The sequence below is a fragment of the Mesorhizobium sp. WSM4814 genome (assembly GCF_055811595.1).
Genome location: NZ_JBVVQT010000007.1, coordinates 58,743 through 82,406 on the forward strand (window position 1 = coordinate 58,743; position 23,664 = coordinate 82,406).

The window sequence follows — 23,664 nt, forward strand, 5'->3', positions numbered from 1 at the left end:
GCAATTTCAAAACCAGAGGCACTCCGATGAGCGGTGGGCATTCCACCTATATTCCCAAGACCAGGATCGGACGCTGGTTCGACGCCCGCCTGCCGGTGCCGCGCCTGGTGCATGATCAGTTCATCGTCTACCCGGTTCCGCGCAACCTGAACTACGCCTATTCGTTCGGCGGCATCCTGTCGATGATGCTGGCCGCGCAGATCGTTACCGGCGTCGTGCTGGCCATGCACTACGCGGCCGACACGACACTGGCCTTCAATTCCGTAGACAAGATCATGCGCGACGTGAATTCCGGCTGGCTGTTGCGCTACCTGCACTCCAACGGCGCGTCGTTCTTCTTCATCGCGGTCTACGTCCATGTCTCCCGTGGCCTCTATTACGGCTCCTACAAGGCGCCGCGCGAACTGCTGTGGGTCCTCGGCTGCACCAACCTTCTGTTGATGATGGCTACGGCGTTCATGGGTTACGTGCTGCCTTGGGGACAAATGTCGTTCTGGGGCGCGACCGTCATCACCGGCTTCTTCAGCGCCATTCCGCTGGTCGGCGAATGGATCCAGCAGCTTCTGCTCGGCGGCTTTGCGGTGGACAATCCGACTCTAAACCGCTTCTTTGCGCTGCATTACCTGCTGCCGTTCATGCTGACGGGCGTCGTCATCCTGCACATTTGGGCGCTTCACGTCGCCGGCCAGACCAATCCGGCAGGCATCGACGTGAAGTCGGAAACCGACGTCGTGGACTTCACGCCCCATGCCACAATGAAAGACGTGCTCGGGGCCGTGGTGTTCCTGCTCGCCTTTGCGTACTTCGTGTTCTACGTGCCGAACTATCTCGGGCATCCGGACAACTACACCGCCGCCGACCCGTTGAAGACGCCGGCGCATATCGTGCCCGAGTGGTACTTCCTGCCCTTCTACGCGATCCTGCGCGCCGTCACCTTCAACATCGGGCCGGTCGACTCGAAGCTCGGCGGGGTGCTCGCCATGTTCGGCGCCATCGCCGTGTTGTTCTTCGTGCCCTGGCTCGACACGTCGAAGGTGCGCTCGGCCGTCTACCGGCCCTGGTACAGGCGGTTCTTCTGGCTGTTTGTCGCCAACGCCCTCTTCCTTGGCTGGCTGGGGTCCAAGCCGGCGGAAGGCTGGTATCCCCGCCATGCAGGTATCGACCCTCTACTACTTCGCGTTCTTTCTCGTCGTCATGCCGCTTCTGGGCGCGATCGAGACGCCGCGCCGGCTGCCGAGCTCGATAACCGAAGCGATCCTGGAGAAAGGCAAGGATTAACACCGAAGGTTCGCTCGTCATGCTCCGAGGCGAGGATTGTGTGAGGATTTTATGGATTCGGATCCGGTCACGAGCTGGTGGAATGCTCCCCATCTCTACATGGTGCTGGTCGGTCTCGCCGGCATAGTCGTTTGGCACGTCATTCCGCGGCGGCTCTCCACCACCAGGCTGATTGTCCAGATCGCATTCTTCCTTACCATGTCGGTCCTGCTGCTTGACGGAGCCGTGCTCCCCTACGAACCGACACGGGGCACCGAGACAACCGCTAGCGCAATCCTCGTCGGTTCGGCCAAGTTGCTGTGGTGGGTTCACCTCGCCTGGGCGCTGATCGGATTTGTCCGCATCTATCTCGTGTTCGAGCGCAAGCCGCGCGAGGCGCGCCTTCTGCAGGACCTCGTCGTCGGCGCCGTCTATGTTGGGATGCTGCTGTCGATCCTGGCTTTCGTCTTCGGTGCGCCGGTCGGAACGCTGATCGCCACCTCGGGCGTCTTTGCCATCGTACTCGGACTGGCGCTCCAGAATACGCTGAGCGACGTCTTTTCGGGCATCGCGCTCACCCTCGGCCGACCTTATGTGCTTGGGGACTGGATCGTTCTGAGCGACGGCACCGAAGGCCGCGTCGTGGAGACCAACTGGCGATCGACCCACCTGCTCACTTTGGCCCACAACGTGGTGGCGCTGCCGAACAGCTTCCTCGCGAAGCTAGGGCTGACCAATGTCAGCAGCCCTGAGGAGAGCCATGGGCTGTCCGTCACGATAAGATTGGCGCCGACCAAGATGCCGGCGATCGTCGCGGACGTCATGAACGCGGCCTTACAAAGCAGCAACACAATACTGAGGGAGCCGCCGCCAGTGGTCGCCATCAAAGCTCTGGATGCGACGGCGATCGAGGTCGATTTGTTTTTTCGGGTCGCAAATGTTGGCCAGCGTATTCCAGCGACGAACGAAATCTTCGACCTTGTCTACCGTCATTCCAAGTCCGCGGGTTTGCGGCTGGCAACGCCACCCTCCTCTTCGATTCTCATGAATGACTTGCCGAACGAAGAGACGGCAAATCTCCCAGAAGTCACGCCGATCAAGCTTATAAATGCCATACCAGTATTCTCGGCGTTGACGGACAACGAAAAAGAAGCCCTCGCGGCAACGGTTACGGTGCGCACCTATCGCAAGGGCGACATCATAGCACGACAGGGAGAGATGCTGCCCTCCCTCATGATTGTTCGGACGGGCATCATGGTCCGAGAGCGCGGCGAAGATGACGCCCAGCCGCAGGAGATCGGCCACCTCGCTCCCGGCGACTTTTTCGGAGAGACGGGCCTGCTCGCGGGCATTGGCGAGACCTCGACCTTGCGCGCAATGAGCCACGTCGTGGTCTACGAGATTGACCAGCAAAGCTTCGCGCCCCTGCTGCTCGACCGGCCCGAAATGGCTGAAGATCTTGCGGCGGTCCTCTCAGCCAGGATGTCCCTCGGCGGTAGCCGCACCGGACAAGAGCACACGGATTCGAAATTCGCGCTGCTCAAAGCCATGCAGACGATCTTTCACCCAGCACCGTTCCGGCGCGTTTCGAGCGCCGGCAGACCGGGCGTACAAGAAGGGAGATAGCCATGAGCATCCGACAAACCAGCGTCACAGATATCGTTTTGCCGGTGTCCAGCGAACCGGCGAGCGGTTTCAAGGTACGGCGCGTATTGCCCTCCAGGGGCGCCCTGTGAGCCGGCACCCTATTGGCTTGCAGTTAATCCTGACGGGCCTCCATGGCGGGCAGGCGCAATATCACTGTCGTGCCCGAGCCGAAGGCGCTTTCGATATCGACACGGCCGCCGTGGCACTCGGCAAAATGCTTCACCATCGGCAGGCCGACGCCGCCCAGGCCCGTGCCCTTGGTGGTGAAAAAGAGATCGAAGGCGCGGAGCACGGTCTCGCGCGTCATCCCGATGCCACTGTCCTCGACCCGGAGTTCGACGGCAGTTCCAGGATCCAGAACGACCGCAGCGGCGCTTATCGAGATCAACCCCCCATTTGGCATCGCATCGCGCGCGTTGAACACGAGATTCAAGATCGCGTTCTGTAAACCCAGGGGATCACACCTCGCAGCGGGCAGATTTCGCTCGACGTGAACCATAAGACGGATGTTCGCCTCCAATGTGCTTTGGACGAGGTTTTCGACCTCGGCCAGGCATGCGCTTACGCTTGACCGTTCAGGCGTCCGATGACTGGTTGCGGCACATCCTACGGTTTCCCTCACGAGCGCGCCGGCTTGCTGCAGGGCGGTCCTGGCGCTGGCGATTACGGGGTCGAGAGCTGGAGCCGTCGAGACGCTCGGGTCGCGGGCGACCCGATTCAGTGCAGATGAAGCGACCTGAATAAGATTGCCCAGATCATGAACAATGCCGGCCGTCGACTGCTCTACCGGCGCGTCGGACGGGGAAACATCGGTAGTCCGGTCAAAGACATGATTGTCGGCCGTGCCTGATCTTGTTTCCGCGCCTGACATTTTCATGCCCTCTTTTGTTCGGTCGACCCTGGCAATCCGGTCGTGTGAGGACACTATATTGAGGAGCATTTCCGGGTCGATTGGATGGAGGACGAGGGCGAGCCATACGGCGGTATATGTCTCGCTGCAGTTTTCGCCGGATTGATCGCCATGGCGGCGCGGCCTTGCCCCGGCGATGCATTCGATCGATGCCGGGAACCTACCCGTGCGCCGACCACCGGCTACAGCTGCCACTCCCCCGGGTGCATTGTCCTAGACTTTCGGATCGCCTGACCGAGCCGTCCGTCGAATATTTTCGCGCGCCAAGTGGGCGCATTCTTTTCGGTATCGGACGACCCGCCGCACAGGAGAAGACACGTGCACAAGATCATCAGAGCTCTGGCCCTTGTTTACGCATGTTGCGTGTCGGACAGCGCGACGACGCAGGCCGCGGACCATCAGGCAAAACCGACGATCGTGCTGGTGCACGGGGCCTTTGCTGAATCGTCGAGCTGGAACGGCGTCATCGCCGAGCTCAACAGGGACGGTTTCCGGACCATCGCTGCGGCCAACCCACTTCGCGGCGTTGCAAGCGATGCGGCCGCCGTATCGGCCGTCATCGGATCCATCGGCGGACCGGTCGTCCTGGTAGGCCATTCTTACGGCGGGCCGGTCATCACCGAGGCAGCTAACGGGAAGAACAATGTGAAAGCGCTGGTCTATGTGGCCGGATTCGCCCCGGACAAAGGCGAGTCCAGTCTCACGCTTTCGGGGAAGTTCCCAGGCAGCACGCTTGGCGAGGCGCTCCTGTCGGTGGCGCGGCCGGATGGAGGACAGGACCTCTACATCCAGCCGGAAAAGTTTCACCTGCAGTTCGCGGCCGATGTGACGGCAGCGCAGGCCAGCCTGATGGCGGCGACACAACGCCCGGTGGCTGACGCCGCCCTGGCAGAACCCTCCGGCGCGCCTTCTTGGAAGACAATTCCATCCTACGCGATCTACGGCTCGGCGGATCGGAATATCCCGCCGGCGGTCATGAAGTTCATGGCCGAGCGCGCGCATTCGGTGAAGACCATCGTCGTCGAGGGCGGGTCGCACGCGCTGATGGTCTCGCGTCCAGAAGCGATCGCCTTGCTCATAGAGGAAGCCGCATCGGCGCAGTGACGAAACCTCGCGCCGGCTGCATTCAACAAGTGCAAGCCCCCAGGAGACATCGACATGAAAATCGTGGTCATTGGCGGCACTCGGTACATCCGGTTAGCGACCGTCGAGAGGTTGCGTCAACAGGGGCACGACGTCGTGGCGGCGTCGCCGCAACGTCGTGCCCTCACAACGGTGGCACCTCATGATCCCGGCCACGCTGGCAGACCTCTTCGGGAATTCCTCGAGAACACCGCCTCCGTCCTGCGCCACCTATGGCACGGCCGACAGCTTTGGCTTCGGCTACTACGGCAGCGCCTCGGAGTTCCTGGGTCGGGGCCAAGCGAGGGACGGCTGCGAAGACAGTGTCGCTTGAGCCAAGCCCTTGCGCTGGCGGTCGAGCGAGTCGCGGACGCGCGTCGCTCTCATCGAGGAATTCAGGGCCGGCACGGTTAGAGCCGCCGGCGTTGTTCCAAGTAGATCTTTTCGAAGTCAGAACAGGAGAATGACATGAAAATCGTAATCATCGGTGGCACCGGACTTATCGGCTCCAAGACCGTCGCAAGGCTGAGCGTGAAGGGCCACGACGTGTTGGCGGCGTCGCCAAGTGGCGGCGTCAACACCTTCACCGGTGAAGGATTGGATGAGGCTCTTGCCGGGGCGGCGGTTGTCATCGACCTCGCCAATTCACCGAGTTTCGAGGACGAGGCCGTTCTCGAGTTCTTCGAAACAGCCGGAAAGAACCTGCTCGCGGCGGAAAAGGTTGCCGGGGTGAAACACCACATCGCGCTCTCGATCGTCGGGGCGGAGCGCCTGCCCCGCAGCGGTTACCTGCGCGCCAAGATCGCTCAGGAGAAGCTGATCAGGGAGTCGGGAATTCCCTACACGATCGTTCACTCGACCCAGTTCTTCGAGTTCCTTGGCGGCATTGCGCAGTCGGCAACCGTCGGTGACACGGCTTCGGTATCGTCGGCCTATTTCCAGCCCATCGCCTCCGACGACGTCGCAGATGTGATGGCTGACGTGGCGCTCTCCCAGCCGATTAACGGCGTGATGGAGATCGGCGGCCCCGAGCCCTTCCGCATGAACGAACTGGTCGCGCGTTTTCTGCAGCTCGCCAACGATCCCAGGAAGGTGATCGGTGATCCTCATGCGCTCTATTTCGGGACCGAGCTAGACGACCGATCGCTTGTCCCGGGCGCGGGCGCCCGCATCGGTTCGACGCCGTTCGAAGACTGGTTCGACCACGCCCCGTCTCGGCGAAGCGGTGTTGCGGCGTAACGGCGGCATCTGAAGACAACCCGCAAGGGAAACGACGATGGACCACAAGCTGCCCATTGCGCCTCAGGCAAGTCGCCGAGCCCTCCTCCTCGGCGCAGCGGCCGCCGGCATTGCAACCGGCCTGCCCAAATATGCGCTCGGGCAAGGGCCAGCCGGCCAGGAATCGAACTCATCCATCTCTCAAGAAGGATCGAAAGATATGAGCACTACCACCACCAAGGATGGCACCGAGATCTACTACAAGGACTGGGGTCCGAAGGATGCTCAACCGATCGTCTTCCACCACGGCTGGCCGCTCAGCGCCGACGACTGGGACACGCAGATGCTTTTCTTCGTCGGGCATGGATATCGCACCATAGCCCATGACCGGCGCGGGCACGGCCGTTCCGCGCAGGTGAGCGACGGTCACGATATGGATCACTATGCTGCCGACGCGGCGGCGGTGGTCGAGCATCTCGGCCTGAGGGACGCAATCCACGTCGGCCACTCGACCGGCGGCGGCGAAGCCGCTCATTACGTCGCCCGCCACGGCAACGGGCGCACCGCGAAGCTCGTCCTCATCGGCGCGGTGCCGCCAATCATGGTGAAGACGCCGGCCAATCCTGGCGGCCTTCCGATCGAAGTGTTCGACGGGCTGCGCAAGTCGCTCGCCGACAACCGCGCGCAGTTCTACATCGATTTCCCATCGGGCCCCTTCTACAGCTTCAATCGGCCGGGCGCGAAAGCGATCCCGGGCATCATCCAGAACTGGTGGCGGCAGGGCATGATGGGCAGCGCCAAGGCGCACTACGACGGCATCAAGGCCTTTTCGGAAACCAATTTCACCGACGACCTCAAGATCATCGACGTGCCGACACTCGTCATGCACGGCACGGACGATCAGATCGTGCCCATTGCCGATTCCGCGCCGTTATCCGCAAAGCTTCTGAAGAACGGCACGCTCAAGATCTATGAGGACTTTCCGCACGGGATGTGTACCACCCATGCCGATGTGGTGAACGCCGACTTGCTCACCTTCATCAGGTCCTAGGCTCACGCCGTGTCCTCAGGCGAGAGCCCGATCGCCGGCCGTCCTCCCCTCCGGCCGGCGATCACCCCCAATCTCAACCGCAACTGGAGCCAGACAAATGATCAGGACCATACTTTACAGCACCGCTGCTCTCGCGGCGTTCATCGCCACCGCGGCCCTGGCCGACAATGCGGCTGGCGCTTTCAAGAACGTGAAGCTGGTCTACGACCATCCGCTTCCCAACGTTCCGGGCAAGAGCATGAGGGGCGTGCTCGTTCACTACGAGCCTGGCGGCAGTTCGCCCGCACATCTCCACCCCAAGTCGGCCTTCATCTACGCCACGGTTCTCGAAGGCGCGATCAAGAGCCAGGTCAATGACGGGCCGGTGACCACTTATCGCGCTGGCGAAAGCTGGTCGGAGTACCCCGGCGATCGCCACAGGGTCAGCCAGAATGCCAGCGAGACCGAGCCCGCACGGCTGCTTGCCGTCTTCGTCGTCGACACCGGCGAGACCGAACTTGTGCTGCCCTTCGAAGAGTAAGGTCGGGATTCATCGCCCTGCTGAACGGGGAAACCGCCGCCGAAGCATTGATGCAACCAAGGACGGCCGCAAATGCTCATCGATAAACTGCATGCCTTCACGTCATCGCGCCTCGCCGTGATCGACGTCAATGCGACGGTGCAGGCGGCCGCGCTGTCGCTTTCCAGGCCCGGCATCGGCCTGGTTGTGGTGTGCAATGCTGGCTGGGTCGCGGAGGGTGTGCTCAGCAAATCCGATCTCGTGCGCCATCTCACCGGCCTGGGGGCCAAGACACCGCCAGTGTCCGACCTGATGAACAGATCCATTGTCTCGTGCAGTCCGCAGGACGATGTCCACGACGTATGGCAGACCATGGCGGTGCGAAGCTTGCAGAACATTCCGGTCATCGACGTCGGCGCCAGGCCTCTCGGCATACTGGACATACGCGACGCAATGAAAGTGTTGTTCGAGCAGGAAGAAATGCAGGAGCGGATGCTCTTCAACTATGTCGCCGGGGTCGGTTACCGCTAGCCGCTTTACCTGCAGCGATGCCTCGCGCCTCCAAGCATCTCCTCCAAAAAAAGGATCGTTGAACATGAAACTATACTACAGCCCGCTTGCGTGCAGTTTGGCCGATCACATCGCCCTACTCGAAGCTGGCGCGCCATTCGAGCGGGAGAGCGTTAACCTGAAGACCAAGCGAACGGCATCGGGGGCCGATTTCAACGATGTAACGCGAAAGGGCTACGTTCCGGCGCTGGTGCTGGACAGCGGAGAAATCCTCACCGAGAACATCGCCGTCCTCGATTGGCTCGCCACGGAGTATCCAACGCTCGGTATTCCAGGAAACCTTGGCCGCACGCGCGTGCTAGAAGCGCTGGTTTTCATCTCGACCGAGGTGCACCGCAGCTTCAAGCCGATGTGGCAAGCAAGCAGCGAAACCCAAAAGGCACAGGCAAGAGCGACGATCTCCAAGCTGCTGGACATACTCTCCGAGAGGCTTGCGGGCAACTACCTGTTTGGCGCAACGCCCAGCGTCGCGGATTTCTATCTGTTCGTTATGCTCTTGTGGGCCGAGCGCTATGATGTCGGCATTCCCGCGCCATTCGTTGCATTGCGTCGCCGCATGGCGAGCCGTCCGGCAGTGCAAGCGGCCATGCGGCAAGAGGGCCTGATCTCATTGATAGACAGTGAAGCGAATGCTCACACCCGTGAAGAGCGCGATCATGTCACTGGATGACAAGGTTGTCATCGTCACCGGAGGAAGCTTTGCCAGGCAAGGTGCGAAGATCCTCATCACGGGACGCCGCCCAGCAATGGTGGAGGAAGCGGCCGCTGAGCACCCGAATATAATGAGTCTCGTCGCCGACGCTGCGAAGCCCGAGGATGCCCCTCGCACCATTGCGAAGGCAATCGACACATGGGGACGTCTGGACATCCTCGTAAACAATGCCGGCGCTGGCGCTCTCTTGCCTCTGGGCGATGCTACCGCTGAGCGGATCGCGGACATCTTCGCGGTGAATGTCGTTGGCCCAAGCCTGCTGGCGTCGGCAGGCCTTCCGCATCTGACGGCGGCGAAGGGAGCGATCATAAACATATCGAGCACGTTCGGTCACAAGCCCGCGACGGGTCTGTCCCACTACGCCGCCAGCAAGGCAGCGCTCGAACACCTGACGCGCTGCTGGGCGCTCGAACTCGCGCCACAGGGAGTGCGGGTCAACGCCATCGCTGCCGGTCCAACCGAATCGGGAGCACCGACGGGTATGATGGGGCTCTCTCCGGAACATGCAGCGGTTATCGAGGAAGCGGAGCGAGAGCAGATACCGCTCAAACGACGTGGCAGTCCGGACGACGTAGCCCGGTGGATCGTGCATCTCGCCGAATCGGCGTCCGAGTGGGTGACCGGGCAGGTAATCGCCGTGGATGGGGGCCTTGGCCTCACATGACGGACGTGCCGACGAACAGCCGTTCGAAAATCGCTGAGGAGACTATAGACATGAACCGAGCCAGCGGTCGAATCCTTGGAGGGGTTTTGGTTCCCGATACGCCGCTTGTGCAACGGGCCCTCGACTATGCTCGGCGCGAATGCGAATCCTATCTGTTCAATCATGTCGTCCGTTCTTGGCTATTCGCGGCGCGGATTGGACAGCTTCGGAACATCGATCACGACGCGGAAGTCGTCGCCCTGGCGACGCTGCTGCATGACATCACGCTCAACGAGCGCTTTAACGGCCCGCGCCGCTTCGAAGTCGAAGGCGCCGATCTAGCCCGGATCTTCGCACAGCAAGGCGGTGTCGACGAGCGCCGAGCCCAGCTGATCTGGGACAGCGTCGCCCTAAACTCGACACCGTCGATAGGCCTCTACAAGGAGGCGGAGGTGGCGCTCTGTACTGCCGGCATCTGCCTGGATGTGATCGGCCTGCAATACGAGCTTGTCCCTGCAGCGGAGATCGCAAAGATCGTCGAGGAATTCCCGCGGCTCAAGATGAAGCGTCGCATGACCCGGTGCTTCTGTCACATCGCCGAGACCAGGCCGGAAACGACCTACGACAATTTCGTCCGGGATTTCGGTGAACGCTATGTATCTGGATACCGAGCTCCTTCTTCCGTCGATCTCGTGTCGAACGCGCCATTTGAAGGTTGAATACGGCTGGAGCCGGATTGTCCGGATTCGTCGCACCCGGCGAATTCGGCTGTCTACCTTCGCCCGTGGCCGGCGACTCGTGCCCTTCCGGTGAGCCGCTGCCGGAACTGTTTCATGCCGCTGTCCTGGCCCCGCCGACCTCGCGCATCGGCGCGGGCAGAGTTTCCCATTCCCGGATCAACTCACCGATGGAAGCGGCCTCCATCTTGCGCATGACGTTGCCGCGGTGCAGCTTTACCGTCACCTCACTAATGCCGAGGTCGAAGGCGATCTGCTTGTTGAGGCGTCCCCGCGCAACCTGACAAAGAACCTCCCGCTCGCGTGGCGTTAGCGTCTCAAAGCGTTCGACATTGCGCTTGACGACCGCAGCTTCCGCCCGCCGCGCGGCATCCATCGCAATGCCCGCAATAACAGCGTCAAGCAGCGTTTGGTCCCGCACCGGCTTGGTGAGAAAATCCACAGCCCCGGCCTTCATCGCCTGGACGGTCATCGGAATGTCGCCATGCCCGGTCAGGAAAATGACTGGCTTGGGATTGCCGCTTTGGGCCAGATGCCGCTGCAGATCGAGACCGCTCGCTCCCGGCATACGCACATCGAGGATCAGACAACCGGCGCTATCCAGTACGTCGGCATCGAGCAATTCGCGCGTCGAGCTGAAACAGACATGCTGGAACCCGGCGGAGAGTATCAATTCGGACAGCGCCTCCTGAACAGACGCATCGTCATCCACAATGATTACGAGTGGCTGCTCCGCGTCGCTCCTGCGCTGCGATGACGACGGCGCCGATCTCCGTAAGTGCGGCAGCTGCTCAACTCTCATGTTCACCTCCATTTTTCGATTTGCGTAATGCATTGCCGATGGTTGCCAGCATGTCCTGCGCATCGAAGGGCTTTCGGAAGCACCCGCTGACGCCCTGGGCTCTGTCCGCATCGGCAATCTCGTGGCGCCCGGTGATCAGGAACACCGGCAGGTCCGGGCGCACCTTCTTCACCAGACCACAAAGTTCGAAGCCGTCCATGCCGGGCATCCCGATGTCGGTTATGAGCACGTCAAGGCCGGATAGCCCGCTGATGAGCAATGATCGCCCCGACGAGAAGCTGCGGGCCGCATAGCCGGCGGACTCCAGCAGATCCTCCAGCGACTCGAGTAGCCTTGGATCGTCATCGACAACGGCCACGACAGGTCTTCCCTTGGTCACGCCCGGTGCCCTCCCGCTCGGCGCGAGTGGGTGATCGGTATCTCCAGTCGCTGCGCGATACGTACGAGATCGGCGAGCGATGACGCCGCCATTTTCTGCATCACGTTCCTTCTATGGATCTGCAGCGTGACCTCGCTGATTCCGAGTTCAGCGGCTGCCTGTTTGTTGAGAAGGCCGCTCACCACGAGCGGCAGCACCTCGCGTTCGCGCGGCGTCAGGTCGAGATAGCGTTGCTTCAGCGCCACCAGTTCAGCACGCGCGGACCTCCTTTCCCGATCCTCGGCGAGCGCCGCCTGGATTGCAGCCATGAGATCCGCATCACTGAAAGGCTTGGTGAGAAAGTCCACGGCGCCATGCTTGATCGCCTGGACGGAGGACGGGATGTCGCCGTGCCCTGTTATGAAAACGATCGGCGGATGATCTCCCTTTGATATCTGCCTCTGCAGATCCAGGCCGTTGATGTCGGGCAGCTCGACGTCGAGGATGAGGCATGCCGGGATGTCCGGCTTGTTTGCACCGATGTATTCGCTGGCCGATCCGAACGCAGCGGCGCGGATACCGTACGAATCCAGCAGCTCGCTCAGCGCCTCCCGCAGGCGCGCATCGTCGTCCACGATGAAGACGATATGGTCATCTGTGGTCATGGCGCCGCTTTCACTTCAATCGGCAAGGTGAAGACGAACGTCGCCCCCTGTGGTTCGTTCTTCTCCGCCCACAGGCGTCCGCCGTGCGATTCGACGATCGAACGGCAGATCGCGAGCCCCATGCCCATTCCGTTCCCCTTCGTCGTGAAGAACGGTTCGAAGATGTTGTCGGGAAACTCGATCCCCGCGCCACGATCGCTGATCTGCGTCTGAACCACATCGCCTATGCGGCGCACACGGACCTCAAGAACCCGGTCGCCCGTAACGGCGTCCATGGCATCCATGCCGTTGCGAATGAGGTTCACCAGAACCTGCTGGATGTGTACGCGGTCCAGCGCGACGAGCGGCAGGTCGCTTTCGACATCGATATCCATGCGGACGCGCCGCCGCGACGCTTCCTCGGCCATGAGGTTGCGCGCCTCGACGATAACGCCACTGAGCGCCGTAGAACTCCTTGCCTCGCCGGACTGTTTGAACAGAGCACGGATGCGACTCACGACGTCGGCGGCCGCATTTGCGTCACGAATAATGCGCTCCACCGTCTTTTGCGCACGCTCGAGATTTGGTGGCTCAGCCATAAGCCATCGCTGGCAGGCATGCGAGTTCGCCACCACGGCCGCCAGCGGCTGGTTCACCTCATGCGCGATGGAAGCAGAGAGCTCGGCAAGGCTCGCGGCCTGACTCGCTCGTGCAAGGCTCTCTTGCGCCAGCCGCAGCTCTTCCTCCGCCCGAACCTCATTTTCAACGTCGAGGCAGATGACATTCCACTGCACGATAGTCCCTTCGGTATCGCGCATCGGCGCGGCGCGTGTCTCAACCCAGCGATACTCGCCGTCGAACCGCCGCAGGCGGTGCCTGCGCGCATAGGGCTCGCCGGTGGACAACGAATGAGCATATCCTCCCTTGACCCCCGCCAAGTCGTCGGGATGCACACCGGCGTCAAGCGTGCCGGCCAGCCGGGACTTTCCGGTGCCGTCCAATCGCTCAAGCTCATACCCCAGGAACTCGCGGAGCTGTTGGCTACGATAGACCGGCTCGCCATCCGGCGCCGCGCAATCGATCATTGCCGGCAGCGTTTCCACGAGTTGCCAGAGGAAGCGCTCCCGCTCTTGCAGCGCTTCCTGAGAAGTCACGAAATCATGGATATCGACGTTGGCGCCGAACCACCGGATGATGCGGCCGCTCTCGTCACGGAGTGGTTCAGCACGCCCCTCCGTCCAGCGGTATGAACCATCCCACCGGCGGTTGCGAAACTTCAGCTCGAACGGTTCGCCCGTGCTGAAGGAATGGGTCAAGGCCTGCAGCAAAGAGGCCCTGTCTTCTGGATGGACGATGGTCCGGATCGCACTGGGCAGGCCTCCGTCGGCATCAAAATCATCCAGCTTCAGGCCGATATAGTCCATCATCGTTTTGTTGATGTATGCAGGGTCCCCGCCAGGCGTGACGCACCAGATCTGCACGGGCACGGTGTCGATGAGCTGTTGAAGCTGACGTTCCCGGTCGCGCAGCGCTTCCTGCGCGCGCATCTCATCGTCGATGTCAATGGAAATGGCATACCATTGCATGATCGCGCCGCTTTGGTCCCGCACCGGTTCCCCGCGGCCGTCCACCCAACGATACGCGCCATCCGCATGACGCATCCGATACTTCATGGAGTAGGGCTCCCCGGTGGCGAAGGAGTGGCGGACGGTCTCCAGCAGACGTGCGGCATCTTCCGGATGGACGAGGGTCGTTATGGCTGCCGCCAGTCGGCTCATGTCCGGCTTGTCCAATTGGGCCAGGTCGTTCAAGCCGAAGAAGTCGAGCAAGCGCTTGTTGAAGAAGGTCGGCTCGCCTTTCGGCGTCAGACGCCTGATATGGACGGGAACCATATTTACGAGCTGCGAGAGCTCGCGCTCCCTGTCGCGCAAGGCTTCCTGCGCACGCACCTCATCGTCGACGTCGAGCGAAACGCCGTACCATTCCGCGACCTCACCGTCTTCGTTACGCCGAGGCTCTACCCTGCACTCCGCCCAGCGGTACGCGCCGTGCTGTTCGCGCCAACGAAATCGCATCGTGGACATGCCACCGGTTTCGAAGCAATTCCGTAGGGTGTTCTGTACCTCGGGAGCATCTTCGGGATGGATCAGTTCCTGCAGCAGTTGCTCGATGCGCGGCTCCCCGAGAGCTTCGAAATCCGCAATGACGGAGCGGAAATGGTCCTGGTAGCGCTTGTTGAAGTAGACCGGCCCGCCCGTAGGCTTTGCGCTCCAGATCCGGACTGGTACGGCATCGATCGTCTCCTGAAGCTGCCGCTCGCTCCGCCGCAGCGCCTCTTCGGCATGCATCTGATCGTCTATGTCGTGACAGAGCCCGTACCACTGGACAATGCGCCCGTCCTGGTCCTTCATCGGCTCGGCGCGGCTCGACATCCAGCGGTAGACCCCGTCTTGACGGCGCAAGCGATATCGCATCGCAAGGACCTCGCCGGTGGCGAGACAACGGCGGAGCGTGTCCGATAACGCTGCTCTGTCGTCCGGATGGACGCCGGCCTCTATCATCGCCGTCATGCGGCTCATGCCCGGCTTGATCGTATCCGCCACGTCCAGGCCGAGAAAATCGACCATGCGCTTGTTGAAGAAAATCGGCTCGCCGTCGGGCGCGAGACGCCAGACGTGGCTTGGAACCATATCGACAAGCTGCGAAAGCTCCCGCTCCCGGTCGCGCGATGTGACCAGCGCCAGCTGACGCTGCCGAGATATGGCCGCTACGATGAGCGCCGAAAATGCCGAGATTGCCAGGAAAAGCTGCAGCATGACCTGCCTTTCCCTCTGGAACTCGGGAGCGCCGACAAACTGGCTGTCTCCAGATATCGTGAGCGCCATCGTGATCAGGGCGAGGAGCGTCAAGGCGACGGCGGCGCCTCTGAACTCGAAGCGCGCCGCGGCCCAAAGAAGGGGCGGCATGATGATGTAGGGGGTGGGCAGATAGACGTCGCTCAAGGAGAGCGCGGCGACTCCCAGGAAGATCAGACCCAGGACGCCGGCTTCCACCCGCTGCGCGGAAGAGAGTTGGGTCTTGCTGCGCCAATACTGGATCACGACCAGCGCTGGTGGCGCTACGAGCAGGATTCCGGTAGCGTCTCCAATCCAAAACAGCGGCCATACCGCCGTGAAAGTTTGTGATGCTATGCCAAACCATGCAAGCGTCGCGCTTCCGACCGTCGCGCTTACCAGGGGCGCAACTCCTGCGCCCAGAACGACGAATGCGAGAACTTCCTGCAAGGCTTCCAGCCGGACCGGGCGCCCGCATGTCCGGTTCACCAGCGTTGCGCCGACAGCCGCGCCAAGGGCGTTGCCGACATAGATCAGGAAGCCGGCAGGCAGCGGACTGTGGAACCACACGAGCTGCGCGAACATCTCCGCCAAGCAGCCCGCCAATATCCACCACGGCCAGCTGTAAGGAGAGGTGAGAATGAGCGTTGCGATGAAAACGCCGCCCGGAGGCCAAATGGAAACGGTTATTCCGGGGACGATTGCGAGTGCTTGGGCGAACCCGCAGCCTAGTACATATGCCGCGAAAAAAAGCGCCAGGTGCAGGAATTGGGGGCGCTGCGACCAGACGGACATCATCGGCTTCTCCTGCCGGGCAAAGAAAGGCTGGGGGTTGTCAGCGATGGGTGTAGCACGTCTCCGCGATATCTGGGCTGGCGAACTCATGGCCCACTCTAATCCGGCCATTCTCTGGCTGCACCTCATGGAAATCCATGAGGCGTGGCCGAAGCATACCTGGCCTAGCCCTCAGGATGATACCGCCTAGACCAGCCGAGTGGCGACATGGCCTCTCGCATGATGGCTCGGCCCGGCGCGTCCCGGCATGATTTGCAGGCGATAAATCGCCTTCAAGGAGACATTCATGAATATCACCACCAAACCGACGGCGCAGGCCGGGACCAAGCATGGGCCCCGTGTTGACTGGGCCGAGCAATCTCCGGAACTCGTGAAGAAGTTCACCGGGGTTGCCACGGCTCTCCGTGCAAGCTCGATCGAGGAGTCCATCCTCAATCTTGTCAATATTTGTGCTTCGCAGCTCAACGGCTGCTCCTTCTGCCTCGATATGCACGTCAAGCAGGCAAAGATGCACGGCGAGCGAGAACTGCGCCTCTACCACTTGGCCGCGTGGAGGGATTCGACCCTGTTCGCCCCACGCGAGCGCGCCGCACTCGCATGGACGGAAGTCCTGACCAAGCTGCCGGACCAGGGCGTTTCCGATGAGATCTATGAGCGCGTCCGCACGCAGCTGTCGGAAAAGGAGATCTCCGATCTTAGCTTCGCTGTCATGCTGATCAACTCGTGGAACCGCCTCAACGTCGGCTTCAAGACCGTGCCGGGTTCCGCCGATGCAATGTATGGCCTGGACAAGGCGGGGCTCAATTAGCCCGCTACAGACCGGCGGCGCGGCTGTCGCCGTGTCGCCGCTGATCCTTGGCTGTGCGCAATGATCCGCCGGGGACGCGCTATCGACAACCATGCGTATCGCCGGATCGCTGCGGCCGGGCTTCCGCCGCGTTTGGCGCCACTGCCGGCCAGTGCGCCATTCCCATGCTTATTTTCACGACAATCCGAGAATTCACCCAGGACTTGTCCGGACACTCGCCCTGCGAGCTAGCCCGGTCGTCTCGAGTTTCATTCCATCGCGCCGGCCAGTTTCGAATTCCAATGCCAGTTCATCGGCCTCGGGCCCTTACCCATGTCATGGCTGCCAATCGGTCACACCGTACTGCGGGCATCCACGACATGGCTGGCGAGAATCTTTCCAGGGGCGTTTGTCACGCTGGCAACTTCGCGTCTTCCATTTGCCTGAGACTCCCTTCGACAAGGGCGTTCGAGGCCAAGGTTGACGGCGGCAAGCTCGGGGTCATGTCGGGCGTCGGCGCGATCGGCATCGGAACCGCCCTCAGCGCCAGGGACGACTGTTCCGCGCGCTTTCTCATGTATCGGGCGAGGCCGATCTTGATCGTGACCAGCACGGGCGCGGCAACCACGAACAGCAGCGCGACTGCGTTGAACGCAGTGTCGAAGGCGATCACTGTGGACTGACCGGCGACCGCTCTGCCCAGCAGGCTCGTCGCAGCCCGGCCAGCTGCCACGGGATCCATTCCTTTTGCCGCGAGCATGGCTGTCGTCGTTGCCAGACGCTCGCTGACCGCGGGAATGCCCGCGGTGACGTTGGCGCCGAGCACCGCGACATTGGCGGCGACATTATTCTCGATCAATGTCTGCAGCCAGGCGACACCCATGAGTCCGCCAAGCTGGCGACCCGTGTTGAAGAGGCCTATGCCGGATGTGATGTTTTGGTCGTTGAGCTTGGTGAAGGCGATGAGGGTGATCGACAGGAACAGGAAGCCGAGGCCGAGGCCACGCAACAGGATGGCCGGCATCATGTCATCCGCGCCGCTCTCGATGGTCGAACCGGACAGCATCCACATCGCGACCATGATCATTAGGATTCCAAAGGGCACCGTGGTGATCGGAGGAATGTGGCGGGCCTGCATCACGAATGCAGCGAGGAGGAGGGCACCGATAAAAAGCGCGCCGCTCGGCAACAAAAGCAGACCCGCCTCGGTTGGCGTGAACGCGAGGACTGACACGGCGAATGACGGAATAAGAAACGCGCTTCCGAACAAGGCGGCGCCGGCGACAAAACTGACGATGAAAGCGAAGGTGAAATCCTCCGACCGGAACAAAGTAAAATCAAGCAGGCCCTGGCCTTTGGCCATAGCCTGTTGGCCGATAAACGCCAGCAGCGCGGCCGTGCCGATCACTGTCAGCCACAGGATGCGGGATTCCTCGAACCAGTCCCATCGGCTGCCCTGGCTAAACACATAGGTGAAGCAGAAGAGTGTGGTGAAGACGAGCGAGAAGCCGATCCAGTCGAACGGTCGGCGTGCCACTTTGACGGGCGCTGGGCAGTCCGCGAGCAGCAGGAAACCGGCCGCCGCCAGCGACACTGGAACGACACTGAAGAAAATCCAGATCCATGACTGGCTGTCGAGCAACCAGCCCTGAAGGGCAGGGGCGATCGTCGCGGGGGCAACGACCGAACCGATTGCAAACAGGGCCTGGAGAAACGGTTGGTGGCGTCGCCGATAGGCGAGAAAAATGATCGCCTGCCCCGCGACGAGCAGGATGCCTCCGGAGAAGCCTTGCATCACGCGGAGCAGGACGAGCAGGTCCAATCGAGCCGTGATGGCGGCAATGGCGCAGGCCGTGCCCATGACCAGGACCGAGCCGACGATCAGGCTGCGTGGGTTCATACGGTTCATCAGCCAGGCCGCGGCCATGAACCCGATCAGCTTCGGAGCGGTATATCCGACATCCAGCCAGGCGAACTCATCGGGTGTTGCATAGGTGTCGCCGATGATGTCGCCGCGCCCGAGCGACAGGACCGTGCTGGCGATCGCCTCCGTCAGGGTGGCGAGCACTATGCCCGCGACGAGAAGCGTTCCTGTCGCGGGTCGATCGCGGCATGGCGTGGCGACAAGCGCCGCGGTCACGAGCCGCTCCCGACATCGATCTCGACGCGGGCGGACAGGCCCGGGACGAGGCGGCCAGGCAGTGGGTTGCCAACAAGCCGGATCTTCACCGGAACACGCTGGACGATGCGAACGAAGTTCCCTGTCGCATTGTCGGCGGGAAGCAGGCTGAACGCTGATCCGCTGCCGGGCGAAAAGCTGTCCACCACGCCTTCAAACATCTCGTCCGGGTAGCCGTCGACGGTAACTCGCACACGCTGACCGGCCCGTATATGTTCGATCTGGGTTTCCTTGAAGTTCGCCACGACCCACAGATCGTTGACCGGAACGATATCGAGCAGGGAGGCACCCGGCGCCACAAGCCGGCCAATGCGAACCTGGCGGTTGCCGACGACGCCGCCGATCGGCGCACGTATCACGGTGTTGTCGAGGTCGATTTGAGCGAGCTCCTCTGCGGCCCGTGCTTGCGCTACTGCGGCTACAGCGGCTTCTCGCTGGGCGTCGAGAACAGCGATGCGCTGCCGCTGTGCCTCCAGCGCTGCCGATGCCGCCGCCACCGCCGCTTCGGCTCTCGACCGCGCAGCGTCGCTTTCATCGACCTGGGCCTGGCTTACGGCGTTGGCGCGAATAAGTTCGCGGCGGCGGTCGGACGCCTTTGTCGCGAGATTCAGCTCGGCCTCGGCCGAACGCATCTGGGCTTCGGCCTGCCTGATGAGGGCGTGCTGAAGCTGGACTTCGGCATCGACATTGCCGAGGCGCGCCTGGGCGGTCTCGACATTGGCCACGGCTTGCGCCAGCCGCGCGCGGTAGTCGCGGTCGTCGATCCGGAACAGGACGTCACCGGCTTGGACGGCCTGGTTGTCCCGAACCTCTACCGCGGTGACATACCCCGCAATCTTCGGCGAAAGACCGGTCACGTCCCCGCGGACGTAGGCGTTGTCGGTCGACGTCTCGCTCGAACGGGCCCAAGCCCATCCCGCACCCAGGGCGAGCACGGCCGAGAGGCACAGTAGCAAGCCGATCGTCTTTTTCCTGCTATGTTGCGGCATGACGGCCTCCGGTAATAGGTGTTACCATTGACGTTTATGGTAATTATTGTTACCAGTCAAGGGATGCATTGGGAGTGGATGAATGGCTGCGGCTGTAAAGACCACGCGGCGCAAGGGCAGCCGGGAGGCGCTTCTTCAGGCGGCCACCGAGGTCTTTTTCGAACAAGGCTACGCCGCGACAAGCATCGACGCGATCATCGAACGTGCCGGCGGATCGAAACGCAACATCTACAATGAGTTCGGCAACAAGGAGGGCCTGTTCTCCGCAATCGTCCGGGAAAGTGCAAACAAAGTGCTGGCGCCCCTGGTGATCGAGGAAATAGAGGGCCACGATCTGCAGGCGACGCTGACGGCGTTCGGCCGTCATTCCGTGGACGCCTACATGTCGCCCACCTTGATCGGAATTTACCGAATTGCCGTCACCGAGGCCAACCGCTTCCCCGATCTCGTGAAATCGTTCTACGAACAAGGGCCCGGTCGGACTACGGTCCGGCTGGCCGAAGTGCTCGAAGCTGCCAGGGAACGAGGAGAAATCCAGGCGGATGATTGCTTGCGCCTGGCCGGGCACTTTGTAGGCATGATCCGCGACAACATTCATCTGCAGGTGGTTCTCGGCCTCCGGCCACCGCCGTCGGACAAAGAAGCGCAGGAGGCGGTCGCTTCCGCCGTGGAAGTCTTTCTGAACGGCGTTCGGCGCGGTCAGAAGTAAAAGGGCAATCGTCATCGTCAGCACCGGGCTGTTTGCCGAGAGGTCGGGCGGTGTGCTGCGTTTGACCAACAAGCCTCGACGCCGACGTGCCTCGCGGGCCTCGTGAACGATCCGCCTCACATCATCGGCGCAGACGTTGTCGCGCCTCATCAGATGCTGGACGATAGGATCGTCCAGCATCTCTTCGAGTGTTGGTTCTGGAGTCACGGGGTCCATGATCTGTTCCCTTGCCGGCTCGGGCTTGCGGGGGCGGGTTTTCACTCGCAACCCGCCGAAGCATCCCAGGGGACGGTCGCAAAAACAGCTCGCGCGCCCCGTCCACTGGTGCCTCGCCTTCAATGACATCATCTGGCGTTGAACTTGGAAGGTATCTGCGCCTTGCGGCCGCTTGAAAGCTGGAAGATCGCGATCGTCGTGACGCAAAGCCCAACCAGGACGTGCGTCCACATCGCCGCCTGCGCCGATCCGAAGCCGAGCAGGAACGGAGCCGCTATTGCCCAGCACCCCAAGACGAGATTGGACCACTCGGCCCAGGCTCCGTAACGGTAGAGCGCCACTGCCGAGCAGCAGGCAATCAGCACGCCGACGATCCGCGCATTCCAAGCCGCGTCAGGCAGCTCGGTGAACGCGAAGGCAGCGCAGGCCAGACCTGCGCCCAGAACGAGGTTGGTCCATTCCAATCCCTTGCTCGGTACTTCACTTAACATTTTCATCTCCTTCTCCAGTCCGGCTCCGCACTCACGCCATCGATGTCGAGGGCTGCCGGATGCGAGGAGAATGACGCGGTCCTGCGCAGCGGCCTATTCTACGCAGGCATCTGTCGGGCGATGCTAAGGTCTAGTGCGGCCGAACGCGGTGTTGGCGGAGGATATCGGAGCGCTTGGGGTCACAGCGTTCTTGGGCGTAGGGATTCCGCCTTGCTTACTGTCGAGCACGCTCCTGCCGAGCAGCACTGACGTTCAGGATGCCGATCACAGCCGTCCGTCGGCGAAAACAGGGCGGTCTTTCCACAGGTTCCCAGTCGCCAAGCCAGAGTATCCGAGGTCATAAACGGCCTGCATATAGCTGGTGTTGAAAGGATCGAGCATCGAATAGGGGACTTGGGCGTCAATGGTCGCCAGATGGAAACGTGCCCCGGTCAGTTTGGCGTAATTGTAGAGGATGGCCAGTTCGCTCTGTGTCTGGGACTTGAGGAGGATGGAGTATGCTCTTGCGATCACGGACAGCGTTTTATTCCGCGTGGTAGCGAACTCCGGTATGACCGCGTTGTTTACGATCACATGGAAATCAACACTCTGGCGTTTCGCCGGCACGAGAGGGTTCGTGCTTGCCAAAATTGCCTGTGGAAGTATCAAGACCTGCGACGTGGACCCACCATCGGAATGCATTTCCTGGAAGTGACGCCCTCCCGACTCGGCCTCGATCATGACCGCCGGATAGACGCCCGGGATACTTGCCGACGCTATCAGCACGTCCTGGAACAGCTTCAACGCGTCCGGTCGGCCGCTGTTGGCAATGGCGCCCATGTTCCAGACCACGGCACGTTGGGTATCGAGATTGGTCGTGAGGACCAGGAGGCGACGGCCTTCCCGATGTTGGGCTGCAACCTGCTGCAGGACCGCTTGTGTGATGGAGTTTTCGACCATCCGCCTCATTGGCGTGGATCTCAGCAAGCTTGATCCGATCAAGCCCACGGGAAATTTGGTTGCAAGAAGGTCGTCAGCGACGCCGCTCGTAAAGAGATGCACCAGGGTGTGGTCATAAGCCGATCCGAGGAACGCGAATGGCGCGATCAGGGCGCCAGTGCTTACGCCGGTGACTATATCGAATTGCGGGCGGGTCCCGGCCGCGCTCCACGCCGAAAGCACGCCGACACTGAAGGCGCCTCCCGCACCGCCGCCGGAGATCATGAGGACATCGAGGCCATCCGGCTCGGTTGCCGGCGTCCAGTCGCGAACGTCTCCTGCAGCGATTCGGGCGTCGCGATATATCCTGATCTCGCCATAGCCGGCGATCGAAGCCGTTTCTGCTTCCGTGGCGTCGAGGGGTCTGTCCGTCGCGGCGATCCGGGGTTCGGACCCCGGGAACCAAACGATTGTCGCAACTACTGCCGCCAGTCCAACGAGCACCGACATTTTCAAATGGCGCAAACCGGATCTCCAACATGCGCATGGCGTGCTCATCGCTCGACGCGGCGACGTCGTGATGAGCCGGATGGAGCAGGCTATGTGGAAGGTGCGGTCGTAGTCGATTAATTCAAGGATGATGGCGGGCCATACCATGGTATAGGTCGCCTGCTACAGTGGCCTCGGGAGACGCTAGTTCTATGCGCTGTGATGACGATGGCTCGGTGCGTGTTTCCATCGTCTGAAGTGCGCGCCTGACCCCCGGTAGCCCCGACAGCTCCAGTCCGCCGGACTGAACCACGAAGCAGCCGGCGAGTGTGAGGACATGGAGTGTCGATGCTGCTTTCATCGCTGGTTCCGTGACAATGCCGCGATGGCGGCGGCCTAGTATCCCTTCGGCGGAACGAAGAGGCAGACGGTCCTGCTGTCGGCGGCCCCGGCCACCGAGCACCAGTGATAGACGCCGTCTGGCGAATGCTTCACCCGGCCGTCACTATAGGCGACGACCTCGCCGGTCCCCTTGATGACATAGCCTTCGGGTCGCTCGCTGATGGCCTTGTCGCTGACCTGGCGGCAGTCGATGCCGGAGCAGCACGAGTGCGGGTAGCTCCAGCCCAGCGGCTTGGCGGCTGTCGGCAATGCGTCATGCGCACTGACCGGACATGAGAACAGAATCACCGGGAACATGGAGGCGGCAAGAGAAGCGCGGTGGGACGGCATTCCGGTCGAATTGCGCATTGTTTTCCTCCGTGGAGGCTTTAGCCAGTACAGAGGAGAATGCGGCAGGCCGCGGCGCCAACCTATTCTACAAGGGTCTTTGTGATGCGATGCAAAGGTACAGAATACTTGCGCTTGGAGCTCATGAAACCAGTCAGGATAGGCACTGTACAGCGGCTTCTGGCGCGGCAGCCGATTGATGTGATGGCGATGCGCCACTTTGAAAGCGGCGGAGGGCAGGGAGACTGGAACCCCCGGTCCGCACACCTATACCGAAGTCTAGGTCAGCCGTTCAAATCGGTAGGTCCGATCACCCTTTGCAGTGTTGCGTTGCCCGCCGCGATACAGGTACGCAAGA

General features: G+C 61.7%; 21 protein-coding genes and 2 pseudogenes. 13 read left to right on the plus strand and 10 right to left on the minus strand.

What is annotated here, in order from left to right; translation table 11 throughout:
- The first annotated feature begins 26 nt into the window (after nucleotides 1–26).
- Nucleotides 27–1,278: pseudogene (locus AC0L2V_RS13500) on the plus strand (cytochrome b).
- Between the two features lie 99 nt (nucleotides 1,279–1,377).
- A complete protein-coding gene (locus AC0L2V_RS13505; protein WP_473520310.1) occupies nucleotides 1,378–2,883 on the plus strand; it encodes a mechanosensitive ion channel family protein in 1,506 nt (501 codons plus the stop codon).
- Between the two features lie 133 nt (nucleotides 2,884–3,016).
- Here AC0L2V_RS13505 and AC0L2V_RS13510 read toward each other — a convergent pair whose 3' ends face one another.
- Entirely contained in the window at nucleotides 3,017–4,009 is a 993-nt protein-coding gene (locus tag AC0L2V_RS13510) for a sensor histidine kinase (protein WP_473520311.1), read from the minus strand.
- Between the two features lie 123 nt (nucleotides 4,010–4,132).
- Between AC0L2V_RS13510 and AC0L2V_RS13515 the strand changes: the two genes are divergently transcribed.
- The 9 genes and pseudogenes from AC0L2V_RS13515 to AC0L2V_RS13555 all read left to right on the plus strand — a co-directional run bounded on the left by AC0L2V_RS13515 (nucleotide 4,133) and on the right by AC0L2V_RS13555 (nucleotide 10,348).
- On the plus strand, nucleotides 4,133–4,918 hold the full coding sequence (locus AC0L2V_RS13515) for an alpha/beta fold hydrolase (protein ID WP_473520312.1): 786 nt from the start codon (nucleotides 4,133–4,135) through the stop codon (nucleotides 4,916–4,918).
- Nucleotides 4,919–4,972: 54 nt separating this feature from the next.
- Nucleotides 4,973–5,068: pseudogene (locus tag AC0L2V_RS13520) on the plus strand (NmrA family transcriptional regulator); the annotation flags it as partial.
- A 336-nt stretch (nucleotides 5,069–5,404) separates the two neighbouring features.
- Nucleotides 5,405–6,175: an SDR family oxidoreductase gene (locus tag AC0L2V_RS13525; protein WP_473520313.1), complete on the plus strand. Its 771-nt coding sequence runs from the start codon at nucleotides 5,405–5,407 to the stop codon at nucleotides 6,173–6,175.
- Between the two features lie 199 nt (nucleotides 6,176–6,374).
- Entirely contained in the window at nucleotides 6,375–7,205 is an 831-nt protein-coding gene (locus tag AC0L2V_RS13530) for an alpha/beta fold hydrolase (protein WP_473520314.1), read from the plus strand.
- A gap of 97 nt (nucleotides 7,206–7,302) precedes the next feature.
- Entirely contained in the window at nucleotides 7,303–7,725 is a 423-nt protein-coding gene (locus AC0L2V_RS13535) for a cupin domain-containing protein (RefSeq protein ID WP_473520315.1), read from the plus strand.
- A 72-nt stretch (nucleotides 7,726–7,797) separates the two neighbouring features.
- On the plus strand, nucleotides 7,798–8,235 hold the full coding sequence (locus AC0L2V_RS13540) for a CBS domain-containing protein (protein WP_473520316.1): 438 nt from the start codon (nucleotides 7,798–7,800) through the stop codon (nucleotides 8,233–8,235).
- A 64-nt stretch (nucleotides 8,236–8,299) separates the two neighbouring features.
- Nucleotides 8,300–8,944, plus strand: coding sequence for a glutathione S-transferase C-terminal domain-containing protein (locus AC0L2V_RS13545; protein WP_473520317.1), 645 nt, complete (start codon nucleotides 8,300–8,302; stop codon nucleotides 8,942–8,944).
- The gene (locus tag AC0L2V_RS13550) at nucleotides 8,931–9,650 is read left to right on the plus strand and encodes an SDR family NAD(P)-dependent oxidoreductase (RefSeq protein ID WP_473520318.1); all 720 of its coding nucleotides are present in this window, start codon (nucleotides 8,931–8,933) and stop codon (nucleotides 9,648–9,650) included. Before AC0L2V_RS13545 ends, AC0L2V_RS13550 begins: the two co-directional genes overlap by 14 nt.
- Before the next feature lie 50 nt (nucleotides 9,651–9,700).
- Nucleotides 9,701–10,348, plus strand: a complete 648-nt coding sequence (locus tag AC0L2V_RS13555; RefSeq protein WP_473520439.1) for an HD domain-containing protein — start codon at nucleotides 9,701–9,703, stop codon at nucleotides 10,346–10,348.
- Nucleotides 10,349–10,460: 112 nt separating this feature from the next.
- On the opposite strand, the gene AC0L2V_RS13560 is transcribed toward AC0L2V_RS13555, so the two are convergent.
- Genes AC0L2V_RS13560 through AC0L2V_RS13575 form a run of 4 tightly spaced genes read right to left on the minus strand, consistent with a single transcriptional unit; the run spans nucleotide 10,461 to nucleotide 15,802 of the window.
- A complete protein-coding gene (locus AC0L2V_RS13560; protein WP_128177292.1) occupies nucleotides 10,461–11,168 on the minus strand; it encodes a response regulator transcription factor in 708 nt (235 codons plus the stop codon).
- Nucleotides 11,158–11,547: a response regulator gene (locus tag AC0L2V_RS13565; RefSeq protein WP_128177265.1), complete on the minus strand. Its 390-nt coding sequence runs from the start codon at nucleotides 11,545–11,547 to the stop codon at nucleotides 11,158–11,160. The genes AC0L2V_RS13560 and AC0L2V_RS13565 overlap by 11 nt, the downstream gene beginning before the upstream one ends.
- The gene (locus tag AC0L2V_RS13570; RefSeq protein WP_128177267.1) at nucleotides 11,544–12,191 is read right to left on the minus strand and encodes a response regulator transcription factor; all 648 of its coding nucleotides are present in this window, start codon (nucleotides 12,189–12,191) and stop codon (nucleotides 11,544–11,546) included. Before AC0L2V_RS13570 ends, AC0L2V_RS13565 begins: the two co-directional genes overlap by 4 nt.
- Nucleotides 12,188–15,802 (minus strand): PAS domain-containing protein, encoded by a 3,615-nt coding sequence (locus tag AC0L2V_RS13575; RefSeq protein ID WP_473520319.1) that lies wholly within the window; start codon nucleotides 15,800–15,802, stop codon nucleotides 12,188–12,190. The genes AC0L2V_RS13570 and AC0L2V_RS13575 overlap by 4 nt, the downstream gene beginning before the upstream one ends.
- A 283-nt stretch (nucleotides 15,803–16,085) precedes the next feature.
- Between AC0L2V_RS13575 and AC0L2V_RS13580 the strand changes: the two genes are divergently transcribed.
- Nucleotides 16,086–16,607, plus strand: a complete 522-nt coding sequence (locus tag AC0L2V_RS13580) for a carboxymuconolactone decarboxylase family protein (protein ID WP_473520320.1) — start codon at nucleotides 16,086–16,088, stop codon at nucleotides 16,605–16,607.
- A 391-nt stretch (nucleotides 16,608–16,998) separates the two neighbouring features.
- Here AC0L2V_RS13580 and AC0L2V_RS13585 read toward each other — a convergent pair whose 3' ends face one another.
- Both AC0L2V_RS13585 and AC0L2V_RS13590 read right to left on the minus strand, forming a co-directional pair.
- Entirely contained in the window at nucleotides 16,999–18,726 is a 1,728-nt protein-coding gene (locus AC0L2V_RS13585; protein WP_473520321.1) for a DHA2 family efflux MFS transporter permease subunit, read from the minus strand.
- The gene (locus tag AC0L2V_RS13590; RefSeq protein WP_473520322.1) at nucleotides 18,723–19,754 is read right to left on the minus strand and encodes an HlyD family secretion protein; all 1,032 of its coding nucleotides are present in this window, start codon (nucleotides 19,752–19,754) and stop codon (nucleotides 18,723–18,725) included. The genes AC0L2V_RS13585 and AC0L2V_RS13590 overlap by 4 nt, the downstream gene beginning before the upstream one ends.
- 82 nt (nucleotides 19,755–19,836) lie before the next feature.
- Here AC0L2V_RS13590 and AC0L2V_RS13595 point away from each other — a divergent pair, with 82 nt between their 5' ends.
- Nucleotides 19,837–20,463 (plus strand): TetR/AcrR family transcriptional regulator C-terminal domain-containing protein, encoded by a 627-nt coding sequence (locus tag AC0L2V_RS13595; RefSeq protein ID WP_473490904.1) that lies wholly within the window; start codon nucleotides 19,837–19,839, stop codon nucleotides 20,461–20,463.
- Between the two features lie 344 nt (nucleotides 20,464–20,807).
- Here the strand turns inward: AC0L2V_RS13595 and AC0L2V_RS13600 are convergent, their stop codons facing one another.
- The 3 genes from AC0L2V_RS13600 to AC0L2V_RS13610 all read right to left on the minus strand — a co-directional run bounded on the left by AC0L2V_RS13600 (nucleotide 20,808) and on the right by AC0L2V_RS13610 (nucleotide 23,327).
- Complete coding sequence (locus AC0L2V_RS13600) at nucleotides 20,808–21,176, minus strand: SPW repeat protein (RefSeq protein ID WP_473520323.1); 369 nt, start codon at nucleotides 21,174–21,176, stop codon at nucleotides 20,808–20,810.
- A gap of 258 nt (nucleotides 21,177–21,434) precedes the next feature.
- Nucleotides 21,435–22,745 (minus strand): patatin-like phospholipase family protein, encoded by a 1,311-nt coding sequence (locus AC0L2V_RS13605; protein WP_473520324.1) that lies wholly within the window; start codon nucleotides 22,743–22,745, stop codon nucleotides 21,435–21,437.
- Nucleotides 22,746–22,973: 228 nt separating this feature from the next.
- On the minus strand, nucleotides 22,974–23,327 hold the full coding sequence (locus tag AC0L2V_RS13610) for a cupin domain-containing protein (RefSeq protein ID WP_473520325.1): 354 nt from the start codon (nucleotides 23,325–23,327) through the stop codon (nucleotides 22,974–22,976).
- Between the last annotated feature and the right edge of the window lie 337 nt (nucleotides 23,328–23,664).

What these genes read in the sequence shown, in the direction of transcription:
- AC0L2V_RS13535 (WP_473520315.1), top strand. Translation starts at nt 7,303, where the DNA reads ATGATCAGGACCATACTTTACAGCACCGCTGCTCTCGCGGCGTTCATC.
- AC0L2V_RS13550 (WP_473520318.1), top strand. Translation starts at nt 8,931, where the DNA reads ATGTCACTGGATGACAAGGTTGTCATCGTCACCGGAGGAAGCTTTGCC.
- AC0L2V_RS13505 (WP_473520310.1), top strand. Translation starts at nt 1,378, where the DNA reads ATGGTGCTGGTCGGTCTCGCCGGCATAGTCGTTTGGCACGTCATTCCG.
- AC0L2V_RS13545 (WP_473520317.1), top strand. Translation starts at nt 8,300, where the DNA reads ATGAAACTATACTACAGCCCGCTTGCGTGCAGTTTGGCCGATCACATC.
- AC0L2V_RS13540 (WP_473520316.1), top strand. Translation starts at nt 7,798, where the DNA reads ATGCTCATCGATAAACTGCATGCCTTCACGTCATCGCGCCTCGCCGTG.
- AC0L2V_RS13580 (WP_473520320.1), top strand. Translation starts at nt 16,086, where the DNA reads ATGAATATCACCACCAAACCGACGGCGCAGGCCGGGACCAAGCATGGG.
- AC0L2V_RS13595 (WP_473490904.1), top strand. Translation starts at nt 19,837, where the DNA reads ATGGCTGCGGCTGTAAAGACCACGCGGCGCAAGGGCAGCCGGGAGGCG.
- AC0L2V_RS13575 (WP_473520319.1), bottom strand. Translation starts at nt 15,802, where the DNA reads ATGATGTCCGTCTGGTCGCAGCGCCCCCAATTCCTGCACCTGGCGCTT.
- AC0L2V_RS13555 (WP_473520439.1), top strand. Translation starts at nt 9,701, where the DNA reads ATGAACCGAGCCAGCGGTCGAATCCTTGGAGGGGTTTTGGTTCCCGAT.
- AC0L2V_RS13600 (WP_473520323.1), bottom strand. Translation starts at nt 21,176, where the DNA reads ATGAAAATGTTAAGTGAAGTACCGAGCAAGGGATTGGAATGGACCAAC.
- AC0L2V_RS13560 (WP_128177292.1), bottom strand. Translation starts at nt 11,168, where the DNA reads ATGAGAGTTGAGCAGCTGCCGCACTTACGGAGATCGGCGCCGTCGTCA.
- AC0L2V_RS13610 (WP_473520325.1), bottom strand. Translation starts at nt 23,327, where the DNA reads ATGCGCAATTCGACCGGAATGCCGTCCCACCGCGCTTCTCTTGCCGCC.
- AC0L2V_RS13605 (WP_473520324.1), bottom strand. Translation starts at nt 22,745, where the DNA reads ATGGTATGGCCCGCCATCATCCTTGAATTAATCGACTACGACCGCACC.
- AC0L2V_RS13525 (WP_473520313.1), top strand. Translation starts at nt 5,405, where the DNA reads ATGAAAATCGTAATCATCGGTGGCACCGGACTTATCGGCTCCAAGACC.
- AC0L2V_RS13590 (WP_473520322.1), bottom strand. Translation starts at nt 19,754, where the DNA reads ATGCCGCAACATAGCAGGAAAAAGACGATCGGCTTGCTACTGTGCCTC.
- AC0L2V_RS13530 (WP_473520314.1), top strand. Translation starts at nt 6,375, where the DNA reads ATGAGCACTACCACCACCAAGGATGGCACCGAGATCTACTACAAGGAC.
- AC0L2V_RS13570 (WP_128177267.1), bottom strand. Translation starts at nt 12,191, where the DNA reads ATGACCACAGATGACCATATCGTCTTCATCGTGGACGACGATGCGCGC.